Source organism: Bradyrhizobium sp. McL0616 (genome assembly GCF_049993385.1).
In the GTDB taxonomy this organism is placed as follows: Bacteria; Pseudomonadota; Alphaproteobacteria; order Rhizobiales; family Xanthobacteraceae; genus Bradyrhizobium.
This window is the reverse complement of the sequence record NZ_CP188255.1, coordinates 6,200,778-6,225,738: the sequence shown is the minus strand read 5'-3', so window position 1 is coordinate 6,225,738 and position 24,961 is coordinate 6,200,778. Positions and strand designations below refer to the sequence as shown.

Sequence of the window (24,961 nt, the reverse complement as noted above, 5' to 3'; positions counted from 1 at the left end):
CTGCGCAGGCCCGCGGTCAAATCGCCGCCGGCGTTCCGGGCATTGGCACTGTTCGCGCCCTTCGTCGGCAACACGCCGGTCGAGTTTTCTCTTCAAGGACTGCGCCTACCAGACCAGCATCCTGTCGCTGCTGCCCGGCGGCCAGCCCGATATCGGCCTGCTTGCGCGCGAGGCCGATGTCGTCGTCAACCTCGTTTCCGACGCCGATCAGGGGGCGGCGGTTCTTCCTCTGGCCGTCGCCATTGCGAAGGCGCTGGGCAAGCCGGTCGTCAACGATCCGGCAAAAATCCAGAACACGACGCGCGACGCCACCGCAGGCGCGCTCGCCGGCATCGACGGCTGCCGCGTCCCGCGGACGGTCCGTATCGCGGCCGGCGAGGGGCTTCCGGCCGGCCTCGACCTCACCTTTCCGCTGCTGGCGCGGCAGGCCGGGATGCACGGCGGCGACGTCTTCGAGCAGTTCGACGATATCGCCGCGCTGGCCGCGTTCCTCTCTGAGCAAGCGGATCATGACTGCTACGTCATCGACTATATCGATTATCGCTCTGCCGACGGCTTCTTCCGCAAGTACAGGTTCTTGTTCATCGGCGAAGAGGTACTGCCTTATCATCTGGCGATCGGAGACGATTGGAAGCTCCATCGCGACAGCACCGAGATGGGGCATCATGTCTGGATGCAGGACGAGGAGGAGCGCTTCCTGCGTGCTCCCGATCAGGTCTTCAGTGCGCCCCATCATGAGGCGCTGCGGATCATCCGCGACCGCATCGGCCTCGACTATTTCGGCATCGATTGCGGGCTCGACCGCGACGGCAATCTCGTCGTGTTCGAGGTCAACGCCTCCATGCTGGTCCACGACCAGAACCCGGAGTTTCCCTACAAGGACTCGTACGTCCGCAGGATCAAGGTCGCGTTCGACGGGATGCTCGAGCGTTTCGCGCGCGGGAATTGACGCCGCCAGCCGCAAGACGGTGCAAGTGCTCCAGCCTTCCGCGCGGTAGGCGCCCGGGTCCTCGCACGTCCTTCCCCATCAACGGATGACTACGGTCGGCCATTGGCCGTCCCGGAGAAGCCCCGGCATGGCCTGGCAGTGTGCCGGACCGTGACCGCAACCGTGATGCTGCGCGGCGGTACGGTAACATATTTCCGTATTTTCGTCCCGGGGTTTGGTCAGTCGCCCCAACTTGCGCTATGCTGGCTCTTGCGTCGAGGACGAGAATGAGGCGTCAGGAGTTGGCGTGGGACACCACCGACGGACGGGGCTGCATCCATGATGACGTTACCGCGACTGGCGGCTGAGACCCTGGAGAAGATGCTGGGCTCGTTCATGCGTCGCCGGTACGACGAATCCTATGCCAGGGTCCTCGAGGGCTCGACGCGCACGGCGCTGGAATGCATCGGCAACAGCGATGCGCTCTACCACAACATCGAGCATACGATGCTGGTGACGCTGGCGGCCCAGGCCATCCTAATGGGACGCAATCTCCACACCCACCTTGCGGCGGAGGATTATCTCCACGTCCTCATCGCTTGCCTCGCCCACGACATCGGCTATGTGCGGGGCCTGTTCGAGGAGGACGACGAAGACGGTTTCCTGATCGACGATGCGGGGACCAAGGTGTCACTGCCGCGCGGCGCATCCGATGCCAGCCTGATGTTGTATCACGTTGACCGGTCGAAACTTTTTGTGAGGCGGCGGCTGCCGCCGATCCGTGGCGTCGACAGCGAGCGGGTCGCTCGCGCGATCGAGGGCACACGCTTCCCGGCCCGCGAAGGGCAGGAGTATGACGACGAGGCCTCGATCCTGCGCGCCGCCGACTTCATCGGACAGCTCGGCGATCCCAACTATTTGCGCAAGGCCAACGCGCTCTACTACGAGTTCGAGGAAGTCGGCATGAACCGGCAGCTCGGCTACGACTCGCCGGCCGACATCGTGAACCGCTATCCACAGTTCTATTGGAACAGCGTCGCACCGCACATCCAGACCGAGATCAGCTATCTCAACAAGACCGAGATCGGCCGGCAGTGGATCGCCAACCTCTACAGCAATGTCTTCCGCGCCGAACGCGACATCTCGCTGTCAGGACCGCAGAAATAGCGGGACCGCAACCCTTCTCCCGTTGATCCAAATGCTTTCGTGCAGCGTTACGTCAGGATACCCCGCGACTGGTGCGGGCATCTCGACGTGAGCCGGCGTCCCGGCGCGACGTAGCTGTGATCCGGAGCCTGCAATGGCGCGATATGCCCGACTGGCCGCTTTTATGATCGTTGTTCTCGGAGCAGGCTTTGCGATCGGCACCACGAATTTGCCTGGCGCATGGTACGCAGGCCTCCACAAGCCGCCCTTCAATCCGCCCGATTGGGTATTTGCTCCGGTCTGGTCGGTCGTCTACGGCCTGATCGCGATCGCTGGTTGGCGGACCTGCGAGAGGGCGCCCCGCAGTGCCGCCATGGCTCTGTGGTCTGCGCAGATGGTGTTGAATTTCACGTGGTCGCCGATCTTCTTCACGGCGCATCGGACGGGGCTGGCGCTCGCGATCATCATTGCCATGTTTGTCGCGATCATGTCTTTCATCGCCAGCCAGTGGCACGTTGACCGCGTCGCAGCGTGGCTCTTTGTGCCTTATGCTGTCTGGGTAGCGTTCGCCACGCTGCTCAATGCCAGCATTTTCGCGCTCAACTGACGGGTGCGCTTGCCGCACAGGCCACGCATTCCCGGCGAACGGATTCGAGCGAACGGCGCAGCCAGGTCTTGATGGTGCCGACCGGCACACCGAAGCGTTGCGACAGCATCAGGCGGCTTTCGCCTTCGAGATAGGCCAGTGACAGCAGATGCCGGCGATCGTCCGGAAGCTTCTCGATGATTCCGGCGGCGATTGGCTTGGCGGATTCGTAGTCGAATTCATCGCCGGCCTGGTCGGCGTAGTCCGGGACCGACAAGGCTTCGTCGAGTTCGGTGGTTGCCAATTTCTTAAGCCGCAGCGCGTCGATCGCAGTGTTGCGCAAGATCGCGCACATCCATGTGATGGGCGAGCCCCGCGCAGGATCGAAGCTTGCGGCGTTGTTCCAGATCTTGAGGTAGGCTTCCTGGAGGAGATCGTCGACGTCACTGATCGTTGGTGACACCGACAGCGCGGTCTTGCGGAGCTTGTTCCGCGTCGACGCATGCAATTCGGCGAACGCACGCTGGTCGCCGCGGCCCGTGTGCGCGAGCAGCTCGCTCAACCGCAAGATGGCCGGATCTTTCGGAACGGCTCTGCCGCAGCTCATTCGTCATCCTCCCGTATCAACAAGAGAGGAAACGACGGCGCGGCGTCCTTGGATCACTATTGGATCACCCGTCGCCGACGGCGGGCGTCAGAGCCGCACGAAGGGCGAGATCAGCCGTCCGAGCCATCCATTCAGCCGCAGGTCGCCGGTCATGGCGACCAGACACAGGCAGGGCTCCTCGCCACCGACAATCGGCTGGTGATCGACCTCGCCGTCGCCGAAGTCGAAATCGCCCGGGCCGTATCGGCCGCCTTCGTGACTGAAACTGCCCTTGAGCACGCAGGTCAGCTCAGTGCCGGTATGCGAATGCTCCAGCATGCGCGTGCCCGGTGCCGACCACAGCAGGAAGGCGCGCGATTTGCCTGCGCCCGGCAGGATGATCGGCTGCAATTTGACGCCCGGCGCCACGCGGCGCTGCTTGCCGAAATGGCAGCGACGCAAGATCTCCGGCAGGTCGTCATCTGGAAGTGGCGCGGACGGAGCAACTGCGGCGGGCGTTGCGTGCGGGGCTTCGTCGATCTCTGCCATGAGCGCCTCGAACGCGCCGGCTTTCATAGCCATGGGTGCGGCGTCTTCGAGGGCGGCCCCGGCCAGGTGCTCCAGCGCGCCGATGAAACGGCGGCAGCTGGCGCACCGCTCAGCATGCACGGCGACGGCGAGATGATCGGCCTCGTCGAGCTTGCCGGTCGCGAAATCGGCGAGAAAATCCTCTGGAGGATGGTGGTTGATCGTCATGTTCGCTCTTCCAGAAGATTTCTCAGTCGGATCATGGCCAGTCGGATACGCGATTTCACGGTTCCCAAAGGAAGACCCAAGGCGCTTGCGATGTCGGCATGCGGTTGCTCCTCGATGAACGACATCCGGATCACCGTGGATTGCTCCTCGGACAGCCGCAGCAGAGCCGCGGCTACACGTGAGACGTCGTCGCGCCGTGTCAAGGTGGTCTCGGGCGAGTCCGCCGCGTCGGACATGTCATCCGGGTCGGCGGGCTCGCTGATGCGGGCCTGGCGCGCCGAGCGCCGCGCAGCGTCGATCCTCAGGTTGCGCGCGATCGTGAATATCCATGCAGCAGCGCCGGCGGAAGATGGATCGAATTGAGCCGCCTTGCGCCAGACCGCGAGAAGCGTGTTCTGCGCGATCTCCTCCGCGGAATCCGCGCTCATCCCGGTCTTGACCAGGAATCCCTTCACGCGCGGAGAAAAATGCTCGAACAAGAGCTTGAACGCGTCCCGATCGCCACGGGCCGCGACGCGTCCGATTAATTCAGCCCATTCCACCGTCGCCTTGGGCCTTTCGCCTGCATATCTTCGAGCCCGGTCCCGCCGGAGAGCAGCCATGGGATTACTGCTCCACATGGGCCTGCTCACAGCTTGAAGACCGGCGTTCATGGGACCTCGGTTGACATGTCCATGGCCTAAACGACGGACATCGCCATCTGGATCACTTCTCCGAGCTGGTTCGTTCTAAGTGTTCGCCTCGGCCACGACAAGCGCTGGTATGCCGCGGTCCAGGTTCCGGTTTGCGGCAAAGCCGGGGGCGGTCTGTCACCCTTTCTTCATCCTGCGGACCTCCGGCCGGGTCGATTTCTCCTGCCTATACCCGTGCTTAAGAGGGGGCATGGCTGCATCGAGGTGCCGTTCGTATTGCCGAGCGGCGCGTTCAGATGCCGCTAACCCTGTTCCAACCCCGCACTGATCCATTCGGCACCGCGCTTCGTATCTCAGTCCGGAGAGGAAAATTCGAATGTGGCAAGCCATCACCTGTCTGCCGGCCGAGCACGACCTGCGCTACGTCGCGGTGGCGGTGCTGATCTGCGTCCTGGGCTCGCTGCTGTCGATGCGGCTGTTGGCGCGCGTCAGGCGCAATACCGGTGCGCGGCGCTTCAACCTTCTGTTCCTGTCTGGCCTCGTCGCAGGCGGAACGGTGTGGACCACGCATTTCGCGGCCATGCTCGGCTACAACGCCCCGGTGGCGCGCGCCTTCGAGCCGGGACTGACCTTCGCCTCGCTGATGATCACCGTGGTCTTCGCCTGGCTCGGCTTCTTCATCACCACCCGCACGCGGCTTGGGCCGGCGATCGAGGGCGGTGGCGCGGTGTTCGGTCTCGGCATTGCCGCGATGCATTACGCCGGCATGACGGCGTTCCAAATTCCCGGCGAGCTCGTTTGGAATTTTCCGCTGGCCGCGCTCTCTGTTGTGTTCGCGGCGGGCTTTGGCGCCGTGGCCGCCAACCGCATCGCGCGCCCGATCACCCGCTTCTGCAAATATGGCGGCGCGCTGGCGATGATCCTGGCGATCGTGTCGCTGCATTTCACCGGCATGCTGGCGGTGACGGTCTATCCGGTGTTCGACATGGCCGTGCCGGCGCAAACCCTGTCCGACAGTTTCATGATCACGAGCGTCATCGTCGGCGTCAGCCTGATGATGGCGATGGCGGCCTCGGCATACGCGATCGATTTGCAGGCCGCGAACGAAGCCACCGAAAGCTACAAGCAACAGACGTTGCATGATCCGTTGACCGGCCTGCCGAACCGCAACGGTCTGGCGCAGCGGCTGCATGACCTGCTCGCCGGCCGCGGCGACGACACCGCACGAATCGTCGTGCTGGCGATCGATCTCGACCGCTTCAAGGACATCAACGACGTTCACGGCCATGTCGGCGGCGATCATCTGCTGCGGCAGGTGGCCCAGCGCATCTCCGCCGAATTGCAGGAGGGTGAGTTTCTGGCCCGGATCGGCGGCGACGAATTCGTCGCAGTGAAGAGCGAGATCTTTGCGCGCGGTGAGGCGGTCAAGTTCGCCGAGCGCCTGCGCAAGGTCGTGCTCGAGCCCGTCGAGTGGCAGCATCAGACGCTCGCGGTCGGTTGCAGCATCGGCGTTGCCCTGTTTCCCGAGCACGGCCAGGCGGCCGATTGCCTGACCCAGCGTGCCGACCTTGCGATGTATCGTGCCAAGAGTCTCGGCCGCGGCAAGATCTGCACCTATGAGCCCTCGATGGACGAGGCGAGCCGCACCCGCGCCGAGCTCGCGATCGATCTCAAGCGCGCGCTCATCGGCGACGAGCTGGAACTGTATTACCAGGTGCAGAACGATACCCAGACCGGCGGGATCGTCGGCTTCGAAGCCTTGATCCGCTGGAACCACCCCGTGAAAGGGCGCATCCCGCCCGATGCCTTCATCCCCATCGCGGAGGAGACCGGCCTGATCATCGAGATCGGCGACTGGGTGATCCGGAAGGCCTGCCAGACCGCCGCGCAATGGCGCCTGCCGTTCAAGGTCGCGGTGAACGTCGCGCCGATGCAGCTCAATCACGATCTGCCGCGGCGCGTCGCGGAAATCCTCAAGGAGACCGGTCTGCCGCCATCGCGGCTCGAGATCGAACTGACCGAAAGCGGCATCATTGCCGACCGTCAGCACGCGCTCCAGGTGGTGCTGGCGCTGAAGGCGATCGGCGTCACCGTCGCCATGGACGATTTCGGCACCGGCTACTCCTCGCTGTCGACGCTCCAGGCGTTTCCGTTCGACAAGATCAAGGTCGACAAGAGTTTCGTTCAGGCGGTTGAGACCAGCGCGCATGCGGCGGCCATCGTCAAGGCGACGCTGCTGCTCGGTCGCAGCCTGAACATCCCGGTGCTCGCGGAAGGCGTTGAGACTGAGCGCCATCTCGATTTTCTGCGCGAGCAAGGCTGCGACAGCGTGCAGGGTTATCTGTTCGGCAAGCCGATGCCGGTCGATTTCATCAACCGCATGATCGACGAGCAGAGGGTCTCGGAACCCGCTGAAGCGCGGCCCGCGCGCGAAATGCGCAGGCCGGTCGCGGCGGCCTGAACTCTCTCGGCGCTCTTGGGCATCATTGCCTTGAAGGCTTAGTCTGGCGATCTCGCATCCCGCGCCGGCAGAGCCATGCACCAAAAATCCGTTACGACCGACGTCCTCGACATCGCCCAAAACCCTGATTTTCGCGATCGCAGGAACTTTTCGCTGCCAGCGCCGTCCAAATCCTGAGCTACGCGTTGACCTGCTGAGGAGAAGACCATGACCGAGGACAAGAAGCCGAGCGGACCCGACCTGACCAAGGGCGTATCGCTCGCGGAGTTCAAGGACAGCAAGCTGCTCGGCCATGTCGGCCAGGAAGATGTCCTGCTGGTGCAGGCCGGTAGCGAGATCTTCGCGATCGAGCCAGCTTGCAGTCATTACCACGGCCCGCTCGCTGAGGGGCTGGTGGTCGGCGACACCATCCGCTGCCCCTGGCATCACGCCTGTTTCTCGTTGCGCACCGGCGAGGCCACGCGTCCGCCGGCGCTGAATACGCTGGCGCTGTGGGACGTCACGCGCGATCGGGACATGATCCTGGTTCAGCGCAAGCGCGACGTGCCAAAACCTTCAGCCGCCCATCGCAGCGCACCGACGCCTGAAAAATTCCTCATCGTCGGCGGCGGTGCGGCCGGCTTCACCGCGGCCGAGACGCTTCGCCGCGAGGGATTTGCCGGCGCCATCACCATGCTCAGCAGTGACGGCGCAATGCCGGTCGACCGGCCGAACCTCTCCAAGGACTATCTCGCCGGCAATGCACCGGAGGACTGGCTGCCGTTGCGCGGCGAGGATTATTACCGGGACGCCGGCATCGACCTCCGGCTCAACACGAATGTGTCGGCGATCGATCCGAAGGCGCGCAGCGCGACGCTGGGCAACGGCGACAAGCTGCCGTTCGACCGGCTGCTGCTCGCAACCGGCGCCGAGCCGGTGAAGCTCCAGATTCCCGGCGCCGACCAGCCGCATGTCCATATGTTGCGGTCGGTCGCCGACAGCCGCGCCATCATCAAGGCCGCAGGCAGTGCAAAGCGCGTCCTTGTGATCGGCGCCAGCTTCATCGGCCTCGAGGTCGCGGCGTCGATGCGAGCGCGCAAGCTCGAGGTGCACGTGGTTGCGCCCGACGAGCGACCGATGCAGCGCGTGCTCGGCCCCGAGATGGGCGACTTCGTTCGCGCCCTGCATGAAGAGAACGGCGTCAATTTCCATCTCAAGGACACCGTCGAGAAGATCGAGGGTACGCGCGCGAGCCTGAAGAGCGGCGGCGTCATCGAAGCCGATCTCGTCGTGGTCGGCATCGGCGTCAAACCGCGCCTTGCGCTTGCCGAGCAGGCGGGGCTTGCGACCGATCGCGGCGTCAGCGTCAATGAATATCTCGAGACCAGCGCATCAGGCATCTTCGCCGCCGGCGATATCGCGCGCTGGCCCGATCCGCATTCGGGCCAAACCATCCGGGTCGAGCATTGGGTCGTTGCGGAGCGCCAGGGCCAGACAGCGGCGCGCAACATGCTCGGTCAGCAGGAGCGCTTCGACGCGGTGCCGTTCTTCTGGAGCCAGCATTACGACGTACCGATCAACTATGTCGGCCATGCCGAGAGCTTTGACGAGATCGCGATCGACGGCAGCATCTCCGGAAAGGATTGCCTGCTGAAGTACCGCAAGGGTGGCCGCGTCCTCGCAGTTGCGTCAATTTATCGCGATCTCGACAATCTCAAGGCCGAGCTCGAGATGGAGCGCTCGCGCGCCTGAGGCGCCCGGCCGGAGCTTGACCTGCGTCAATGCCGGCTCCCGCGGCGGCTGCTCTGCCGGCTGTCGTCCCGGCGCTATCGGTGCTATCCTTAAGCTGTGCTATGGGGCTTCGCATGCAGGAGTAGCCGTCATGACAAGTGCTTCGGATACGTCTCCCAACCTGGGCCTGGGATCAGGCATTGCGGCGTTGCACGCTAAATGGGGCTGGATCGTCGCCCTCGGTGTCGTCTATCTCATCGCCGGCTTCGTCGCGCTCGGCAGCATGGTGATGGCGACGGTGGCGAGCGTGATCGTGGTCGGTGCGATGATGATCGTCGCTGGGGTCACCGAGGTGATCGGCGCATTCCAGATGAAGAGCTGGGGCAAGTTTGTGATCTGGGCGTTGCTCGGCGTGCTCTACATCATCGCGGGCTTCCTGACCTTCGAGAATCCGCTGTTTGCTGCAGCGCTGCTGACCCTGTTCCTCGGCGCCTCGCTGCTCGCCTCCGGCGCGGTGCGGCTGTTTCTTGCTTTCAGCATGAAGCGGGAAAGCCCATGGGTCTGGGTGGCGCTGTCTGCCGTCATCACGCTGTTGCTTGGGCTCTTGATCCTGGCGCGCTGGCCGGTCAACAGCGTCTATATCCTCGGCCTGTTCCTCGGCATCGACCTGATCATGGCCGGCGCTGGCTGGGTCAGTCTGGGCTTCAGCCTGCGGCGGCGGCACTAACTCATCAGCAACTCGACGCAAGACCGTCCCAGGGAACTCCGCTGATCTGACACGCTGGCAAAAGGCAGCACGCGGCGCGTTCACATCGCGCGGACGATGATCACCGGGGAGAAATCTATGAAAGCCGCTTTGGCCCTGGCCGCAGCGTTGGCTGCCGCCTTTTTGTCCACGCCCGCCTCCGCACAAAAATCCTACGGTCCGGGCGTCAGCGACACCGAGATCAAGATCGGCAACACCATGCCCTATAGCGGGCCGGCCTCGCCGCTCGGTATCACCGGGCGGGTGCTCACGGCCTATTTCGACGAGATCAACGAGAAGGGCGGCGTCAACGGCCGCAAGCTCAATCTGCTGTCGTTGGATGACGCGTTCTCGCCGCCCAAGACCATGGAGGCGGCGCGGCGGCTAGTCGAAGGCGACGGCGTCGCCTTCATCTTCGCGACCATGGGCACCGCGCCGAGCTCGGCGATCGCAAAATACCTCAACAGCAACAAGGTGCCGCAGCTGTTCCTGATCAGCTCGGCCTCGAAGTGGAACGATCCCGTCAACATGCCGTGGTCGATGGCGCTGCCCTGGGCGCCGAACTACACCAGCGAAGCCGCGATCGACGTCGCCTATGCGCGCGCGAAGAACCCGAACGCGCGGTTCGCGGTGCTCTACCAGAACGACGACGCCGGCAAGGAATATTTCCGCGGCGTCAAGGAAGCGCTCGGCGCCGACGCCGACAAGGCGATCGCGCTGGCCTCGAGTTTCGAGGTCACTGATCCCACGATCGATTCCCAGGTGCTGACGCTCGCGAACACCAAGGCTGACGTCTTCATGATCTATTCGGTAACGCCGCGCGCCTGTGCGCAGGCGATCCGTAAAGCCCATGAGGTCGGCTGGCAGCCGACGCGCTTCCTCGCCTCGGGCTGTGCCAACAAGGCGACCGTGATGGTGCCGGCCGGCCTCGATGCCGGCAAGGGCGTGCTGTCGCTCGGCTCGCTCAAGCCGTTCACGGCCGAGCCGAAGGACGATCCGGCGATGTCGGCCTATATCGACTTCATGAAGCGACGCCTGCCCAATGCCGACATCAACAATGTCGCCGCGCTCTACGGCTACACCGTCGCCGAAGCGCTGGTGGTCGTGCTGAAGCAGTGCAAGGACGATCTGACGCGCGAGAACATCATGGCGCAGGCCTCCAATTTGAAGAACGTGCCGCTGTCGCTGCTGCTGCCTGGCATCACGCTCAACACCACGCCGCAGGATTTTCGCCCGATCAAGGACGGCTACATGCTCCAGTTCGACGGCAACGACTGGGTCGTGGCGAGCGAGCTGTTGCGCGGCACCTGACGCGCGAACAAGCGAGCGGCCGCAGAGACGGTGTACCCTCTCCCCTTGTGGGAGAGGGGGGCTTCGCGAAAGCGAAGCCGGGTGAGGGGTATCTCTCCGCGAGTCCAACTCGCATTGAATGCGTGGATAGATACCCCTCATCCGGCGCTTCGCGCCACCTTCTCCCACAAGGAGAGAAGGAAGAGGCACCTTCATTGAGCGTGGCGAACAGGCACGAACAGGAGAACACCATGGACTTTCAACACTCCGCGCGTTCGCTGGAGCTCCAGGGGCGCGTCCGCCAGTTCATGCGGACGCATGTCGAGCCGGTCGAGGAGCTCTATTACGAGCAGGTGAAGCCGGAGGCCACGCGCTACCGGACGCCGCACGTCTTGCAGGACCTGAAGCGGCTGGCGCGGGAGCAGGGGCTCTGGAACCTGTTCCTCTCGGGCGAGCATGGCCCCGGTCTCACCAACCTCGAATACGCCCCCGTGAAAGAGATCATGGGCCGCATCCTCTGGGCGCCGGAAGTCTTCAACTGCTCGGCGCCCGATGTCGGCAACATGGAGGTGCTGGCCAACTACGGCACCCCGGCGCAGCAGGCGCGCTGGCTGAAGCCGCTGCTCGAGGGGCGCATCCGCTCCGGCTTCTCGATGACCGAGCCACAGGTCGCCTCCAGCGATGCCACCAACATCCAGTGCGAGATCAAGCGCGATGGCGGCGACTACGTCATCAACGGGCGCAAATGGTTCACCTCCGGCGCGATGAACGAGGATTGCGACATCCTGATCGTGATGGGCAAGACCGCGCCCAACGATCCCGACCGCCATCGCCAGCAATCCATGATCCTGGTGCCGAAGAACACGCCCGGCGTGCGCATCGTCCGCGACATGCTCACTTACGGCTATGACGACGCGCCGGTCGGCCATCCCGAGATCGTCTACGAGAATGTGCGCGTGCCCGTGGAAAACATCCTGCTCGGCGAGGGCCGCGGCTTCGAAATCGCGCAAGGCAGGCTCGGCCCCGGCCGCATCCACCATTGCATGCGGCTGATCGGCTGCGCCCAGCGTGCGCTGGAATTGATGTGCCAGCGTTCGGTGTCGCGGGTGGCCTTCGGCAAGCCGCTCGCCGAGCAGGGCTCGGTGAAAGAGGATATCGCGCACTCCTTCTGCGAAATCGCACAGGCGCGGCTGCTCACGCTGCAGGCCGCCGACAGGATGGACCGCGAGGGCAACAAGGCCGCGCGCGATTTGATCGCCGCCGCCAAGATCGTGGTGCCCAGCATGGCCGCGCGCGTCATCGACCGCGCCATCCAGATCCACGGCGCGGCCGGCGTCTCGCAGGATACGTTCCTGGCGCGCGCCTATGTCTACGCCCGCTTCATCCGCATCGGCGACGGGCCGGACCAGGTGCATCTTTCCGCGGTCGGCAAGGAGCTGATCAAGCGGGGCGGGGTGATGGCAGGGTAGGGTTGTTGCCGCGGCGGCTGATCAGCCGGGACGCACCAATCTCAAGCTCGGGCTTTCGGCGGCGAGGCTGACCCGGTTCCGTCCGTTCTGCTTGGAGACGTACAGCGCTGTGTCGGCCGCTGCGAGGACGGCCGCAGGACTGCTGGCTGTGTCGCATCGTGATCCCGCAACGCCGATGCTGATGGTCACCCGGCCGTGGCTGTTTCCCTTGTGGGAAATGGCCATATCGCACACGGCAAGGCGCAGTGCCTCGGCGACCGTTTCGGCATTCTGAGCGCCCGTCTCCGGAAGGAGCACGGCGAACTCCTCGCCGCCATAGCGTGCAACGAGATCGCCAGGCCGTTTCAGACTAGATTTGAGCGCGCTCGCGACGCGCTGGATACATTCATCGCCGGCCGTATGGCCGTAGGTATCGTTGAACGCCTTGAACTTGTCGATGTCGATAAAGAGCAAGGACAGCTCCGATTGCGCGCGATGGCAGCGCTTGAACTCACGTTCGAGCATCTCGTCAAATCTTCGTCGGTTGGCAATCCCGGTCAGCGTATCCGTTTCGGACAGGTCCTTGAGCCGGGCGTTTGCCGCGACGAGTTGGTCTTCCGCTGCCTTGCGTTTGGTAATGTCTCGGACGACGACGAGGACTTCCGGCAATGAATCGTCCGTCCCCTCAATGAAGCTGAATTGCGATTCGACCCACACATGGTCCCCGGATTTCGAGCGCATGAGATACTCGCACATGGCGGTTCGTTCCGTGGGGCCCAGTCGGTCGACCGCGCGCTTGACGAGCTCCCGATGGGCGGGATGGAGAATCTCGTAACCCTCGTGTTGAAGACATTCAGCTGGGGTCCAGCCGAGCATCTTCTCGATCGATGGCGACATGTAGAGACGCCTTCCGCTGAGATCGAGCCGGACGACCACATCCTCGACGTTTTCGGCGAGCAGCCGGTACCCGCGCTCTCGTTCGCGCAGCATTTGGGCCATCGTCGAACGTTCGCGGAATTGATGCATCAACACAGCCGCCAGCCCGACCAGGATCGCCGAAATGACCGCGCCAAGCAGAAAGTCGAAATTCCGGCTCCCGCGCCATTCAGACAGGATATTGTCTTCAGCGACGGCAACGCTGATAACGACCGGAAACTCGGCGACGACCTCGAAGGTGAACTGCTTCGGTCGACCGTCAAACGGCGAGACGATCGAATAAAGGCCTGTCGTACCTTCCTTGAGCCGGCTGACGAAAAGAGAACTGCCGCCCATATCCTTGCCCACCAGCTCATCGCGGCGATGAACAAGCACCTTGCCATTCGTCTTCATCAAGGTGACCGCGCGCTCCTGGTCGGCTTCAAAGCCCTGATAGAACGACCGGAAGTAAGCCAGATCGATCGCGGCGAACACCACGCCGCCGAACGAGCCGTCGGCGTTCGGCAGGCGCCGTGTCATCAGCAAGGTCGGCCGGCCGGTCACGCGCGATATCACGGGTTCGCTGATGCGGGGTCCTGCTTCCTCAGGATGGTCCTGATGAAACCTGAAATACTCGCGATCCGCATTGTTCACCGCGGGCACGGTTTCAAACGACGAATACATCCAGTCGCCATTTGCCGAGAGGACGCCAATCTCGCGCACCTGCGGCATGTTTTTGGCGTATTGCGCCAGCAGGTCATTAATGTCTGCTGAGGCTCGGGCGGATTTGTCAGAGTGCACGATGTACTGGCCTGCGCCGAACAGCGCGAGCGCGACCGCGCCAAAGCTCTTGGATGCGTGCTGTGCGAGCGAATGCGTCAGAGCTTGGGTTTGCAGGCCGGCCTGAGCTAGTGCCGCTGCTTTCTCCTGTGTCGATTTCCACGCCACAAGCACCCAGAAGCTGCTGAGCGTAAAGCCAAGCAGCACGGCGATGATGGTTAAGGGAGACTTGATAAGCCGACGCACGCGGATTGTTCCTTTCGAAGGAACATGCTGCGGCATCGAGGCTGAAACCCGGGTTTCCAACAGGCCAGTGAAGGCGCCTTTCTGGGTCGATCGTTAATTTGGCCAAAATTCCTGCGATTCTTCCAACTGTCCGATGTATCGTCGCTGCGATCGACCGTGCCAGATCCACGGCGCGGGCGCTTTCGGATTCTTGATTAAGTCTTCCTGGATGCGCCTGGACGCTTTGGTGTTCACCTCGGACACCTTGGGGCGGAATTTATTGGGATCGTAGCCCCTGCCATCGTGCGCCTTTATGGCCGCGTCGCAGGCGTTGATCATTGCCATCGCGGCATCGGTGCTGCCGAGAAGTGTGGCGCCGAGTTGAACGCCGCCGGTACCACTGACCTCGTGGCCCAGGCATCGTTGTTCGAGCACCGCGGCTGCAGTGACGAGTTGGTCGAGGAACGCTGCCTCAGCGTCGGTGAGCATTGCGGTACGCGCCTGTCCTGGCACGATCATCGCGAGCAGCGTGATGGCTGACAGCTTGATTTTCACTGTCGGTATCCGGCCGTTGAACCGTGATCAAATCACCGGTTGCCGAATTGCGATAGCGAAAGTCTGTTCCTCATCAGGTGGCGTCGCGAGCGTGAAACAGCCGATGCGCTACAATCGGGGTTAAAGAAGTGGAACACATGAGCATCCGCAATCGAAAGCAAGGCTACGAAAGCGAAGTGAGCGCTCACACGCGCAGCTTTGTCTTATCTGAAGAAATCCCCTGCCAAACGGTGCCGAAGCGCCGGAGTCCTGAGCTTGCTGCGATGCCGACTGCCGCAGAGTGCCGCATATTGGCGAGTGCTTTCAAGCTCAAGGCGACCGAAGCAGGTGTGCCCGCTCGGACAGCCACCCTCATGAAAAACATATCACGCAGTTTTAGCGGTTTGGCGAGCCAGCTTGAAATGCTGGCCGACACTCCGAGCAGGGAAACAAAAGGCGCTACGAAGGCCTAGCCTCCTGCCGCGGGACGTCCGCTCGGGCCCTGCGCCGGCTTGCCGGCGTCGAGGCTATCGTTGATCTACGTCAACAACACCTGGCCTGCGGCGTTCACGTTATCTCTAGCCGCGCCGGACGCGGATCCGATCACTTATTGGTTCGTTACCACGATGAGGAGAACCACCATGTACCGGAGCACGCGCCGTTCGATCAAGTCGGTAACAGTTGCGGGGATCGCGGCCAGCATCCTGCTGGCAGTTACGGGTCTCACCCTCAATCCTACGCCGGCCGGGGCAGTGGTATATTGCCAATATGTTGGTTATCCGCCCAGTTGCGTTGCCAGAGCAGGCGTAGTGCTCCGGCCACGTCCCGTGGCACGTGCTGCGGTCCGGGCCGGCACAGCCAGCGGAACCAATTTGAACGGGGGCGTCAATCGCGTCGGAGTGCGCCGCTAACGGACTTGCTTGCGGTTCACGAATTCTGGCGACGGACGTCCCAGGTTCGTGACCCGCTGTAGTCTCGTCAGCGCCAATTCTTCTGCATCGCGTTCATGACCGTGTCGGATTTGTGCGACTTGCAATAGCTGCCGACGACTCTTCCGTTTCGTTCCACATAACGAAAATCGACGACATTCAAATTCTTCGAAGCGCTGAAGTATCCCGACATCCACCAGGCGATCAATGCTTGCCGGTCGGTGTCGGCGGCGAGCAATTCCTTACATGTGATCAGGGACAAATCGATGACTTGCGCCTTGGCGGGTGACGCCAGGGCGAGCATCACGCTGGCCGCAATCATGCAGATGACTGACTTCATTTTCATCTCCCGTTGCCGCCCGATCACTGTCCGGCCGTCGAGCGTTCAAGCCCGGCCATGACGGTCTGGGTGGGATTGGCGGTGCACCAGGCTTTCACGCTGGCTACATTTCGGGTGTAGGCGTTCACGTCGATCCAGACATAACCCTTCTTTTGATTGAACCAGCCGCTCATCCACGCCGAAAACACCGCGCTATCGGTTGGGGACATCGCCAGATAATCAGCGCATGTTATGCGCGCCATATCGACGCTCCCTTGCGCAGCAAAGACGCTCGGGATCGTGAGTCCTGCGATGACCAGACCAACAAGCAATTTCCGCATTCCGGCGCTCCTGCCTTGAACCGCTATGGTTGCACCAAGGCGTGGGCGGTCGGTCGTTGATCTACGTCAAGCCTTATGACCAAGGTGCGGCGCAACAAGCCGAGGGCAGTCGGTCCGCCACGTCACAGGGTTGCCGGAGGATCTGGAATGAGCGCACCGATGCTGGCGACACGCAGGACGATCGTGCTCGGCATCGCGGCAAGCTCGTTTCTGATGTCCGATCGAGCAGCATTGGCGGCCGGTATTGCCGTCATCAAGGCTCTTAAGCCCGGAGAGTTCGTCTGGCGGCCCGAAATTTCTCCGCGCGGACCGGTTGTCGTCGTCGTGTCCTTGCCGGAGCAACTCGTCCACGTCTACCGCAATGGAGTGACGATCGGTGTCTCCACGTGCTCGACGGGGAAGCCGGGTAATCGCACGCCGACTGGCGTCTTCACAATCCTGCAGAAACGCACAGAGCACTATTCCAGCACCTATAACAACGCCCCGATGCCGAACATGCAGCGACTGACATGGAAGGGCGTGGCACTTCATGCCGGAAACTTGCCCGGCTATCCGGCCTCACATGGCTGCATCCGCTTGCCGATGAAGTTTTCCGAGTTGCTGTTTTCGGCGACACAGCTCGGAACGTCCGTCATTATTGCCGACCAGGAGACCTCCTACAGTTCGGTTGTCCCGCCGGATCTCGTGCTACCCGACGATATGGCGAGGACCGCACAGGATGCGAAGGAGAAGTTGGCCCGTCCCGGCAAGTCCGCTGCCAACGCGGATGTCGCAAAGATCATGTCGGTTCTCGTATCGGGCGCCGATCGCAAGGCCTACCTGATCGTTGACGGCGAGGTGACATTCGAGACCCCGATCAACCTGCTCGATCCCGACAAACCGATAGGAACGCATCTGTTCTCGCTGATCGGGCCATCACCCGATGGACATGCACTCAGCTGGTCGGCATTTGGTCTTGGCGGTCATCCGCAGGACGGCGTCGTCGTCGATTTGTGGTCCAGTTCCGTTTTGGCGCGGATCGAATATCTGGACGGAGCCGGCGTGAGGCGTGTCGCACGCACGCTGCATCCCGGCACGACCATGGTGGTCACCGATCTCGCGGCAAGTCCCGAGACCCGTACGACGCCGGACTTCACCGTCATCGCGGAAGATATGCAGACGCCGGGAAAACGCCGGAAAAGGTGACCCGCTGGCGCGCGCCTATGCCTACGCCCGCTTCATCCGCATCGACGGCGGCCGGATTAGGTGCATCTGGCCGCGGTGGGAAAGAGCTGATCAAGCGGGGCGGGGTGATGGCAGGGTAGGTTGTTACCGTCCTCCAGGACGTGTACTCTTGGGTGTGGGGACGTCCGCTTATGGGTCTTAACAGACTTGCGCGGGCAGCTGCGGCGGTTGGCCTTTCGACCCACTCCGGGCATATCCAGGCCTGATAAAATGTTCTCTGTGCTATTAAATCGTCCCGGCTCTGTCCGGCCTGCACATTTGATCTGAGTCAAGGTTCGCTCGCTCAAGGTGACCACCTTGTGAGATTGCGCGGCTCTTCTTTGCCAAGGCACAGCTCTCAACGGGAGTTCTCCGCGATGAAAAAAAGTCGCAGCACGCTTGCGTGAACCGCGAAGGGTTTGTGCAGATGAACCAAAACCACTTTACCCTTAGCTTTCCATTGAAATCGTCGACAGACGCAAAGCTGTTGGCAGATGAGCTTCCTCCACTGATGCCGGAGCTATGCCGAGCCAATGATATGATTGGCACGGTTCATTACTCGCGCTTCACGGTGTTAAGCGAAAAGACATGCTGTTTCTCGGCGACTTCGATGGCGACTTCGGCCGGCTCATGGCCCGCCTCGCCGAGACAGCAGGATCTGTATTCGACACCATCCTGCAACGTGTTGACAATCCACCGCCAACACCGGTCAGCGCCAACATTGACGCCTTTGTCAAATGGACGACGGCGCACCTTCTGCACGCGGTGAATCGCTACACCGCCTATCCCGACGCAACAGCGAGGGCGATCAAGGCCATGGCGCTGGCTGCGAACATCAGCGGAGTTGGCGAACTGCGACCGTTCTTGGTGATCCTGCCCATCAAGTCATATCTTCATTTCATCGCAGTACAGCTCATCTTGCGCGCGGGCGGCAGCGGGACGACGAAAGACCTCGACAAAGTAGGCACGCCGCACTTCGCGCAGTTTGTTCCCCTTGAAGACAATCAGATCGGATTTTTCACCGTCTATGACGGCTCATTCGATAAATACATCGCCGATTTCACCAAGAACATCGGCGAGGTCTTCGATCTCATCTTCAAATTCACGAAAGACCCGCCGCCGTCACCTTGCCGAAAGTACCTTCAGGAATTCATTGACTTCGCGGAAAGCGCAAACCGCGCGCCGATCGGGTTCTATCAGGCATATCCCGGTCTGTCGGTTCAGGACATTCACGCCCTGATTGCAGATCACCAATCATCATCTGCCGCAACCCGGTAAGCACGCGCAACGGAGGAGCAACCACGTGGTTCAAGGCGGAGGCCGGCCCGAGGCAGCTAGCGGTGGCGGGTTTTTCAGCCGCCTGTTCGGGCGAGGTACGTCGACAGAAACCAAGGACCCCTTGAACCTGGCGGACATTCAAGGGTTCATCCTGCGCGGATACCGAATGCCTATGGTGCGGCATTTCCTGCTGACCGTGGGTGCCCCGGCTGAAGCCCGCAGGTTGCTTGGGCGGTTGGTCAGCGGCAATGAGGTTGAAGCGCCACAGATCACCACCGCTGAGGATTGGCACGTCGGGTTTAAACCTGGACCGGGCGACAATCCCGACGACGCCCCGCGCCGCAAGCCCGACTATTGTCTCAACGTCGGCATCACCTGGCCTGGAATGCTGGCGCTGGAGATCAGGGATCGTCTTCCGAAGCTTTCATTCAAGTCGTTCGATGCCTTCGTCCGGGGCGCCGCCGAACGCGCGAAACTGGTGGGCGATATCGGCGAGAGCGATCCGCAGCACTGGATCGGCGGCTTTGGAGCCGGCGGCGATCATGTGCTGGTTACGCTGCACGCCCTCAATCCCGAAGCCATGGAAGCCTATAGCGACCACCTCGGCGCTCTGTTTGCCGAAGGGGGTGCATTTCGCGAAATTTGGCGTGCCGACGGGATGGCCCTGATGGAAGTGAGGGATGGAGAGGCAGTCCCTACGTTCAAGGTTCACTTCGGCTACACCGACGGTATAAGCCAAACCACCATTCGCAGCGGTCCCGAGCGATACCCGTTGGATCACCAGCAACCTTGCGAACCCTGGCTGTTCGTGTTGCGGGACGACGCCGAGAATTATTTGATGCCGGAGCCGCGAGAACTCGGTTTGAACGGCAGCTTTGCCGTTTTCAAGATGATCAAGACCGACGTGGTCGGGTTCGAGAACTTTCTTCAGTCGAACAAGGATACGATCGATCCCGAACTGCTCGCCGCCAAGATCTGTGGCCGATGGCGCAATGGCGTTCCGCTGGCATTGTCGCCGGACAGCGACAGTCCCGAGGGTGGAGTTCATCCCGAGCAGTTCAATAACTTCGAATATGTCAATGCCGATGGCTCGGGCGATCCCAGGGGCCTGCGCTGCCCAGTCGGCGCGCATATGCGTCGCATCAATCCGCGTGGGCAGCCGGTTACGGGCCAGGGCCAGCCAGGCGGCAGCAACAACACGCACCGATTGATACGCCGCGGCCTGCCATACGGACCGGTCTACGATCCCACGCAGCCATATGACGGGATCGAGCGTGGGCTGCTGGGCTATTTCATCAATTCAAGCATCGAGAACCAATACGAGTTCGTGCTCGGGCATTGGGTCAATGACAGCGAGTTTGCTGGATCGGTAAGGCTGAATCCCAAATCGAAGGATCCGATGATTGGGACGCAGGACCCGGCCGAGAGTATCTTTATTATTCCACAGGTCGATGGCCGGGCCCCGATCAAGGTCGAGGGGTTTTCCAGCTTTGTTGCCACGCGCGCGGCAGCCTACTGCTTTCTGCCAAGTGTCACCGCGATCAAGTTCATTGCCAACCTGGGATAGTGGCATGGCGCATCCCGCTTAGGAAACTGACATGGTGTTGACCCGATGGTTTGGTGTGACCGTAAGCGATGCCGAAAGGTGCCCGGCTGCCGAAAAATCGAACATCGAAGCAATCGCCGAGAAATCCCTGTTGATGCAGTCGAATGCCGCGGCACGACAACATCGGTCGCTCTGCCGCGGGACGCATGCGAGCGGCATCTGTGTGCGGGCCCAGTTCGAAATATCCGACCTCTCCATCGATCGCGCGCCCGAGTTGGCAGCGCGACTCGCGAAGGGAATTTTCGCGAAGCCTGGCGTGTATCCGGCGGTCGTGCGGTTCGCCAATGCCGACTCAAACATCAATTCCGACTTCAAGCCGGATGTGAGGTCGTTGTCATTCTCGGTCGATCTTACTCAAGGCGACACGGAGGACGCGGGCGCTTCGCGTCAGGACTTCTCGATGCAGAATGCGACCACGCTCCCGATCAACGACTCTCCCGCGTTTCTGGCGACCATCAAGGTGCTGACAGCGTCCAACCCGATTGCGGGCCTGTGGTCATTGCCGTTTCAAGACAAGCTCAAAGTGTTGCGTACCATGGCGCTCGCGGAAAAGCAGGCGCGGCAGAAGATCAGGCCTTACCAGCAACTCCGCTATTGGAGCACCGTTCCGTTTCGCCACGGGCCGGATGACGTCGTAAAGTTCTCGGCCATACCGTCGATCGACAATCCTGCCCGGCCTTTGCAGAGAAGCAAACCGAGGGGTCTGCAGGATGAGTTGGCGCGGCATATAAGGGAAGACGGCCAGTTGAGCAGATTCGACTTTGCCGTTCAGTTTCTCGATGTCAGCGCAATGACATATTGGGGCAGGACGCGCGATGTTGGTTTTTGGACTGAGAACGCAAGTATCGAATGGAATGAAGCCGAGGCGCCGTTCCACAGGATTGCGAGGCTGACCTTGCTCAGGAACTCGCAATTGTCACCTGAGGCAAGCGAGGCGATATATTTCGATGTAACCGCTAACTCCACACCAGATAGCAGGCCGGTTGGCAGCATCAATCGTGCTCGCTGTCCCGCGGAAGTTGCCAGCCGAAAGGCACGAGCGATCCGCGCGACGCCCTGATGGCACCGTTCGCACGAGAAGTGCGAATCGCCTTGACCGAATTCGATCACTACGCTGGAGCCAAGTATCCCTGCTTAGGTATTACACATGTAGATTTGGAGAGGACGGGAAGATGAACGGAGCGATAATCCTGGTCGTGACTTGTGCCGTGACATGCCCAATGGCTACTTCTGCGCAGGCCGCGGATACGGTCCGTACGCAGATCAACGATGTTCGGAAAAGTTCACCGCCGGCCATCGTGCGTCCCCGGCGTGATTTCATTTTGCGGCAAGACTTGGTTGATCCAAATAATCCGAACAATCTGCGATCGGATTGGCCCCGACCAAGCGGCCTTCCGGGGCCGGGCCACTGAAGACGAGCACGGCGTCGCCGGCGTCTCGCAGGACACGTTCCTGGCCCGCGCCGACGTCTACGCCCGCTTCATCCGTATCGGCGATGGGCCGGATCAGGTCCACCTTTCCGCGGTCGGCAAGGAGCTGATCAAGCGGGGCGGGGTGACGGCAGCGTAGGCCTGTGACGCTCGTCTACGGAGGATCCTCGCAAGTGCGGGATGTCCAATGACCTGGAGCTTCGTCCAGATGGACCGTTCGTGCTTCGGGAGGAGCAGCGGCTTTGCCGACAATCTTTCCGTTGTCGTTTCATAGGCAGTTCGGGCAAGCGTGCAAAATCACTGAGAGTACGAAAGCTGATCTTCCGTGACTACGCGCTCAATATTCCCTGATTTGCTCCTGATGCGATATCTAAGGCGACCGTCGGCCTCAATGGGCATGCATTGAACGATGGTATAAATCATGGGTTGATCGGTTTCGGCACGACCCTGTGGCCCTTGGCGGAGGTGCTGAACGTCTTCATTCAGCTTATAGGCATATGACATGTGTTGACCTCTGAAACTTACGGTTGCTCTGGCGTAGACCGTGCTGCGGTGCATCGCACCCCTCCCGGTCAAGCCAAGACGGCGAAACGGGCGCGCTGATTTGGTGCATGAGTGCCTCAATTGCAGCAAGAGATCCAGCTATTGATTCGTTCCGGTAGTCCAGCGTTCGTCGGCTCGTCCAGCGATCCCTTAGAACTCACACCTTGGACCTGCCGACGATGGGGGTGCGAGGGCGCTTGGTTCCCCATACTGGGCGCCCTTGTGCTGCGGCTCAAGCCCCGCTCCAGACGTGTAACACGCCTTGGCGCAAGCTGCCGACGAAATGTTCGGATAAGTCCGGGGGCAGAATTTCAGCGTCGGACGCCCGCGAGCAGACGTCGCGTTTTTCGCGGCGCGCTGAGAGCTTCGCTCGACCCGAAAGGACTACCCCAATCGCTCCCCGATTTCGACCCGATCGGCCGATGGCGGCGCGGCGCCGGTCGATGGCCGCGCGGCCTCGTCTAAGAATTTCGCCGGAGCCAGCCGCGCCCGGTTGATCGACAGGTCGAAAATATCGAATCGATTGTAATAGCCGACGACGTCGTGGAATTGCTTCGGTTCGACGCATCTGTTGAGATCGATGTCCGCATAGTCGATGCCTTCTTCGTCCTGGAGCGTGTCCCCGAGGACCTCACCGGTCGGATCGACGAAGAAGCTTGCCGCGCGCGGCGTCTGGTCGATCACCTCGGCCACGGTGGGATCCCGCGCGATCAGGAAGGCGCGCATCGGCGCATCCATGTAGCCGGCAGTCACGATCCCGAACGCCTTGGCCTCGAACGAATGCGCGCTGGCGCGGATGCGGTTGGCGGCGACGTTGTTGAAATTGCCGCCGCCGCTCGGCCTGCGCGTCGGCCCGTCACCCGACGCCCAGATCAGCTTTGGCCCCGATGAGGCATCGGGCCGAGTGATACCAACATTTGGCCCAAAGCAACGGCAAAGTAGCCGTTCAATGCGTCCGCTCATAGGTGTGGAGCAGATTTCCACGGGCAACTGCGGCACTTCGCATTTTGACCAGGAACGGAAGTAATTTGCCAGTTTAACGCCACTATCAAACCAACACGGCGGGTCGCGGCCAGGTATTGGGGTCTGGTGGAAAGCACAGCGCAGTGCACACCAGTGCATCTGCTGCAGCCCCGCTGCGCGCCAAACAGACTCGGTGATTGCAAAGGGTTCAACATAAAGCGGCCGCTGGAATTGCCAGCGGCCGTCCGGGCGAAAAAGTTTTAGGGAAAAGCAATTTACCCAGCCCCGGTGCTTACCTGCAGCATTGCGCGAAGCCTTACGGGTGTGGAGTCCAAAATCGGGTTCCGCTCAGCGGAACATAATTAACGTTGCTTCTTAAGCACAACGATCACTGACATGCCCCAAGCTGACGCGCGCGAAATCGAACCTACGGCAGCCCGGGGCGGTTCGCCTTTCGAACCGAACAGATCGGCCTCGCTCAGCTCTATGCTGTCTTCGGAAGCAATGGTCGAAAAAACGATCGTTCATAACGGGTGAAGCAGCGCGTCTCTTTCGCGAAGGCGACAGCTTTCTGAACGTCCGGATCGGCAGCGGCGTCGTTGCGGTATTGTTCGTAGGCCGCAAGGCTCGGAAAGCTGAACATCGCCAAGGCGACATCGCTCTCTCCTTCGGATGGCAAAAAGTAGCCGTGATGAATACCGCCGAACCGCGGCATCAGGTCGAGCCACATCGCCCCGTAAGCCTCGAAGTCGGCGAGCTTCTCCGGATTGACCTTGTAACGCAGAAAACATGTCATCATCCTGTGGGCTCCAGCGCGAAGTGAATGGGCCCTTTATATCTAAGGTGGTGAAATCCCGCTACGAGCTACGAGCTGGGACAGCGGGCCAAGGTCAGGGTTTACGGCCGATCCCCGCTCGCTTAGGCTCATTGAGATGTCTCAACGAACAGACCTGCTCGCCGCGATTGCCCGCATGGCGGCTGACCTTGCACCGGACAGGATCGTGCGGTTCGCCATTGATGGCGTTGACGGTGCGGGCAAGACGAGCTTCGCAAACGAACTTGCAGACGTCCTGGGCAATTTCGGTCGTCCCGTGGTCAGAGCCTCCGTCGATGGCTTCCACAATCCGAGGGCGGTTCGCTACGCACGGGGCAGGCAATCGCCAATCGGCTTCTTCGAGGACTCCTACAACTACACTTTGCTGAAGCAATATCTTCTGGATCCTCTCAGCCCTGGCGGCAGTGGCCAGTACTGCGCTGCGGCTTTCGATCATGTCACCGACAGCGCTGTCCCATTTGTCGAGCGGACGGCGCTTCCGAATTCAATCCTGCTGCTGGACGGCGTCTTTCTGCATCGTCCCGAATTGCGCGCGTATTGGGACGCATCCATCTTCCTGCGTGTCGATTTTGCGATGTCCGCCGCGCGCAGTGCTGACAGGGACGGGACGTCTCCCGATCCATCTGCCGAGTCGAATCGCCGCTACGTCGAGGGCCAGCGGATCTATTTGAGCAAATGCGCGCCGGAGCATTGTGCGACAATGATCATCGACAACAATGATCTCGCGGCACCTGTTGTCGCGGTGAAGCGTTAGGCGGCTCAAAATGGCATT

At 61.6% G+C, this 24,961-nt stretch carries 24 protein-coding genes and 2 pseudogenes; 16 read left to right on the top strand and 10 right to left on the bottom strand.

Features of this window, described 5'->3' with window-relative positions; all coding sequences use genetic code 11:
• Positions 1-16: 16 nt before the first annotated feature.
• Positions 17-439 (bottom strand): hypothetical protein, encoded by a 423-nt coding sequence (locus ACPPVR_RS30130; protein WP_426616339.1) that lies wholly within the window; start codon positions 437-439, stop codon positions 17-19.
• On the opposite strand from ACPPVR_RS30130, the gene ACPPVR_RS30125 reads away from it, so the two are divergent.
• The 3 genes from ACPPVR_RS30125 (at position 434) to ACPPVR_RS30115 (ending at position 2,681) form a co-directional block, all read left to right on the top strand.
• The gene (locus tag ACPPVR_RS30125; RefSeq protein WP_426610185.1) at positions 434-949 is read left to right on the top strand and encodes a hypothetical protein; all 516 of its coding nucleotides are present in this window, start codon (positions 434-436) and stop codon (positions 947-949) included. The two genes, ACPPVR_RS30130 and ACPPVR_RS30125, sit on opposite strands and share 6 nt — an antisense overlap.
• 318 nt (positions 950-1,267) lie before the next feature.
• Positions 1,268-2,095 (top strand): HD domain-containing protein, encoded by an 828-nt coding sequence (locus ACPPVR_RS30120; RefSeq protein ID WP_426610184.1) that lies wholly within the window; start codon positions 1,268-1,270, stop codon positions 2,093-2,095.
• Between the two features lie 133 nt (positions 2,096-2,228).
• On the top strand, positions 2,229-2,681 hold the full coding sequence (locus tag ACPPVR_RS30115) for a TspO/MBR family protein (RefSeq protein WP_426610183.1): 453 nt from the start codon (positions 2,229-2,231) through the stop codon (positions 2,679-2,681).
• Here the strand turns inward: ACPPVR_RS30115 and ACPPVR_RS30110 are convergent.
• The 3 genes from ACPPVR_RS30110 to ACPPVR_RS30100 all read right to left on the bottom strand — a co-directional run bounded on the left by ACPPVR_RS30110 (position 2,674) and on the right by ACPPVR_RS30100 (position 4,544).
• The gene (locus ACPPVR_RS30110) at positions 2,674-3,267 is read right to left on the bottom strand and encodes a sigma-70 family RNA polymerase sigma factor (protein WP_426610182.1); all 594 of its coding nucleotides are present in this window, start codon (positions 3,265-3,267) and stop codon (positions 2,674-2,676) included. The two genes, ACPPVR_RS30115 and ACPPVR_RS30110, sit on opposite strands and share 8 nt — an antisense overlap.
• An 87-nt stretch (positions 3,268-3,354) precedes the next feature.
• Positions 3,355-4,002, bottom strand: a complete 648-nt coding sequence (locus ACPPVR_RS30105) for a ChrR family anti-sigma-E factor (protein WP_426610181.1) — start codon at positions 4,000-4,002, stop codon at positions 3,355-3,357.
• Positions 3,999-4,544, bottom strand: coding sequence for a sigma-70 family RNA polymerase sigma factor (locus tag ACPPVR_RS30100; protein ID WP_426616211.1), 546 nt, complete (start codon positions 4,542-4,544; stop codon positions 3,999-4,001). Before ACPPVR_RS30100 ends, ACPPVR_RS30105 begins: the two co-directional genes overlap by 4 nt.
• Positions 4,545-5,010: 466 nt before the next feature.
• Between ACPPVR_RS30100 and ACPPVR_RS30095 the strand changes: the two genes are divergently transcribed.
• The 5 genes from ACPPVR_RS30095 (at position 5,011) to ACPPVR_RS30075 (ending at position 12,309) form a co-directional block, all read left to right on the top strand.
• The gene (locus ACPPVR_RS30095; protein WP_426610180.1) at positions 5,011-7,095 is read left to right on the top strand and encodes a putative bifunctional diguanylate cyclase/phosphodiesterase; all 2,085 of its coding nucleotides are present in this window, start codon (positions 5,011-5,013) and stop codon (positions 7,093-7,095) included.
• A gap of 207 nt (positions 7,096-7,302) precedes the next feature.
• Complete coding sequence (locus ACPPVR_RS30090) at positions 7,303-8,826, top strand: FAD-dependent oxidoreductase (RefSeq protein WP_426610179.1); 1,524 nt, start codon at positions 7,303-7,305, stop codon at positions 8,824-8,826.
• A 130-nt stretch (positions 8,827-8,956) separates the two neighbouring features.
• Positions 8,957-9,532 carry an HdeD family acid-resistance protein gene (locus ACPPVR_RS30085; protein WP_426610178.1) on the top strand — a complete coding sequence of 192 codons (576 nt, stop codon included), beginning with the start codon at positions 8,957-8,959 and terminating at the stop codon, positions 9,530-9,532.
• A gap of 117 nt (positions 9,533-9,649) precedes the next feature.
• Positions 9,650-10,861: an ABC transporter substrate-binding protein gene (locus ACPPVR_RS30080; RefSeq protein WP_426610177.1), complete on the top strand. Its 1,212-nt coding sequence runs from the start codon at positions 9,650-9,652 to the stop codon at positions 10,859-10,861.
• A 230-nt stretch (positions 10,862-11,091) separates the two neighbouring features.
• Complete coding sequence (locus ACPPVR_RS30075) at positions 11,092-12,309, top strand: acyl-CoA dehydrogenase family protein (RefSeq protein ID WP_426610176.1); 1,218 nt, start codon at positions 11,092-11,094, stop codon at positions 12,307-12,309.
• A gap of 21 nt (positions 12,310-12,330) precedes the next feature.
• Here the strand turns inward: ACPPVR_RS30075 and ACPPVR_RS30070 are convergent, their stop codons facing one another.
• Positions 12,331-14,229: a diguanylate cyclase gene (locus ACPPVR_RS30070; protein WP_426610175.1), complete on the bottom strand. Its 1,899-nt coding sequence runs from the start codon at positions 14,227-14,229 to the stop codon at positions 12,331-12,333.
• Positions 14,230-14,322: 93 nt separating this feature from the next.
• Entirely contained in the window at positions 14,323-14,763 is a 441-nt protein-coding gene (locus tag ACPPVR_RS30065; RefSeq protein WP_426610174.1) for a hypothetical protein, read from the bottom strand.
• 137 nt (positions 14,764-14,900) lie between these two features.
• Between ACPPVR_RS30065 and ACPPVR_RS30060 the strand changes: the two genes are divergently transcribed.
• A complete protein-coding gene (locus ACPPVR_RS30060) occupies positions 14,901-15,215 on the top strand; it encodes a hypothetical protein (protein WP_426610173.1) in 315 nt (104 codons plus the stop codon).
• Between the two features lie 153 nt (positions 15,216-15,368).
• Positions 15,369-15,653 (top strand): hypothetical protein, encoded by a 285-nt coding sequence (locus ACPPVR_RS30055; protein WP_426616210.1) that lies wholly within the window; start codon positions 15,369-15,371, stop codon positions 15,651-15,653.
• A 67-nt stretch (positions 15,654-15,720) separates the two neighbouring features.
• Here the strand turns inward: ACPPVR_RS30055 and ACPPVR_RS30050 are convergent, their stop codons facing one another.
• Together ACPPVR_RS30050 and ACPPVR_RS30045 are read right to left on the bottom strand one after the other, a co-directional pair.
• Positions 15,721-16,011 carry an HdeA/HdeB family chaperone gene (locus ACPPVR_RS30050; protein ID WP_426610172.1) on the bottom strand — a complete coding sequence of 97 codons (291 nt, stop codon included), beginning with the start codon at positions 16,009-16,011 and terminating at the stop codon, positions 15,721-15,723.
• A 23-nt stretch (positions 16,012-16,034) separates the two neighbouring features.
• A complete protein-coding gene (locus ACPPVR_RS30045) occupies positions 16,035-16,331 on the bottom strand; it encodes an HdeA/HdeB family chaperone (protein ID WP_426610171.1) in 297 nt (98 codons plus the stop codon).
• Between the two features lie 183 nt (positions 16,332-16,514).
• On the opposite strand from ACPPVR_RS30045, the gene ACPPVR_RS30040 reads away from it, so the two are divergent.
• The 5 genes and pseudogenes from ACPPVR_RS30040 to ACPPVR_RS30020 all read left to right on the top strand — a co-directional run.
• Positions 16,515-17,516 (top strand): L,D-transpeptidase, encoded by a 1,002-nt coding sequence (locus ACPPVR_RS30040; RefSeq protein ID WP_426610170.1) that lies wholly within the window; start codon positions 16,515-16,517, stop codon positions 17,514-17,516.
• A gap of 606 nt (positions 17,517-18,122) precedes the next feature.
• A complete protein-coding gene (locus tag ACPPVR_RS30035) occupies positions 18,123-18,812 on the top strand; it encodes a hypothetical protein (protein WP_426610169.1) in 690 nt (229 codons plus the stop codon).
• Positions 18,775-20,379, top strand: coding sequence for a Dyp-type peroxidase (locus ACPPVR_RS30030; protein WP_426610168.1), 1,605 nt, complete (start codon positions 18,775-18,777; stop codon positions 20,377-20,379). Before ACPPVR_RS30035 ends, ACPPVR_RS30030 begins: the two co-directional genes overlap by 38 nt.
• 31 nt (positions 20,380-20,410) lie before the next feature.
• The gene (locus ACPPVR_RS30025) at positions 20,411-21,478 is read left to right on the top strand and encodes a hypothetical protein (RefSeq protein WP_426610167.1); all 1,068 of its coding nucleotides are present in this window, start codon (positions 20,411-20,413) and stop codon (positions 21,476-21,478) included.
• Between the two features lie 359 nt (positions 21,479-21,837).
• Positions 21,838-21,987 (top strand): annotated as a pseudogene (locus ACPPVR_RS30020) (acyl-CoA dehydrogenase family protein); the annotation flags it as partial.
• A gap of 788 nt (positions 21,988-22,775) precedes the next feature.
• On the opposite strand, the pseudogene ACPPVR_RS30015 reads toward ACPPVR_RS30020, so the two are convergent.
• Together ACPPVR_RS30015 and ACPPVR_RS30010 are read right to left on the bottom strand one after the other, a co-directional pair.
• Positions 22,776-23,243: pseudogene (locus ACPPVR_RS30015) on the bottom strand (carbon-nitrogen hydrolase family protein); the annotation flags it as partial.
• A 595-nt stretch (positions 23,244-23,838) separates the two neighbouring features.
• The gene (locus ACPPVR_RS30010) at positions 23,839-24,153 is read right to left on the bottom strand and encodes an NIPSNAP family protein (protein ID WP_426610166.1); all 315 of its coding nucleotides are present in this window, start codon (positions 24,151-24,153) and stop codon (positions 23,839-23,841) included.
• Between the two features lie 133 nt (positions 24,154-24,286).
• Here ACPPVR_RS30010 and ACPPVR_RS30005 point away from each other — a divergent pair, with 133 nt between their 5' ends.
• Positions 24,287-24,943 carry a uridine kinase gene (locus ACPPVR_RS30005; protein ID WP_426610165.1) on the top strand — a complete coding sequence of 219 codons (657 nt, stop codon included), beginning with the start codon at positions 24,287-24,289 and terminating at the stop codon, positions 24,941-24,943.
• The last annotated feature ends 18 nt before the right edge of the window (positions 24,944-24,961 follow it).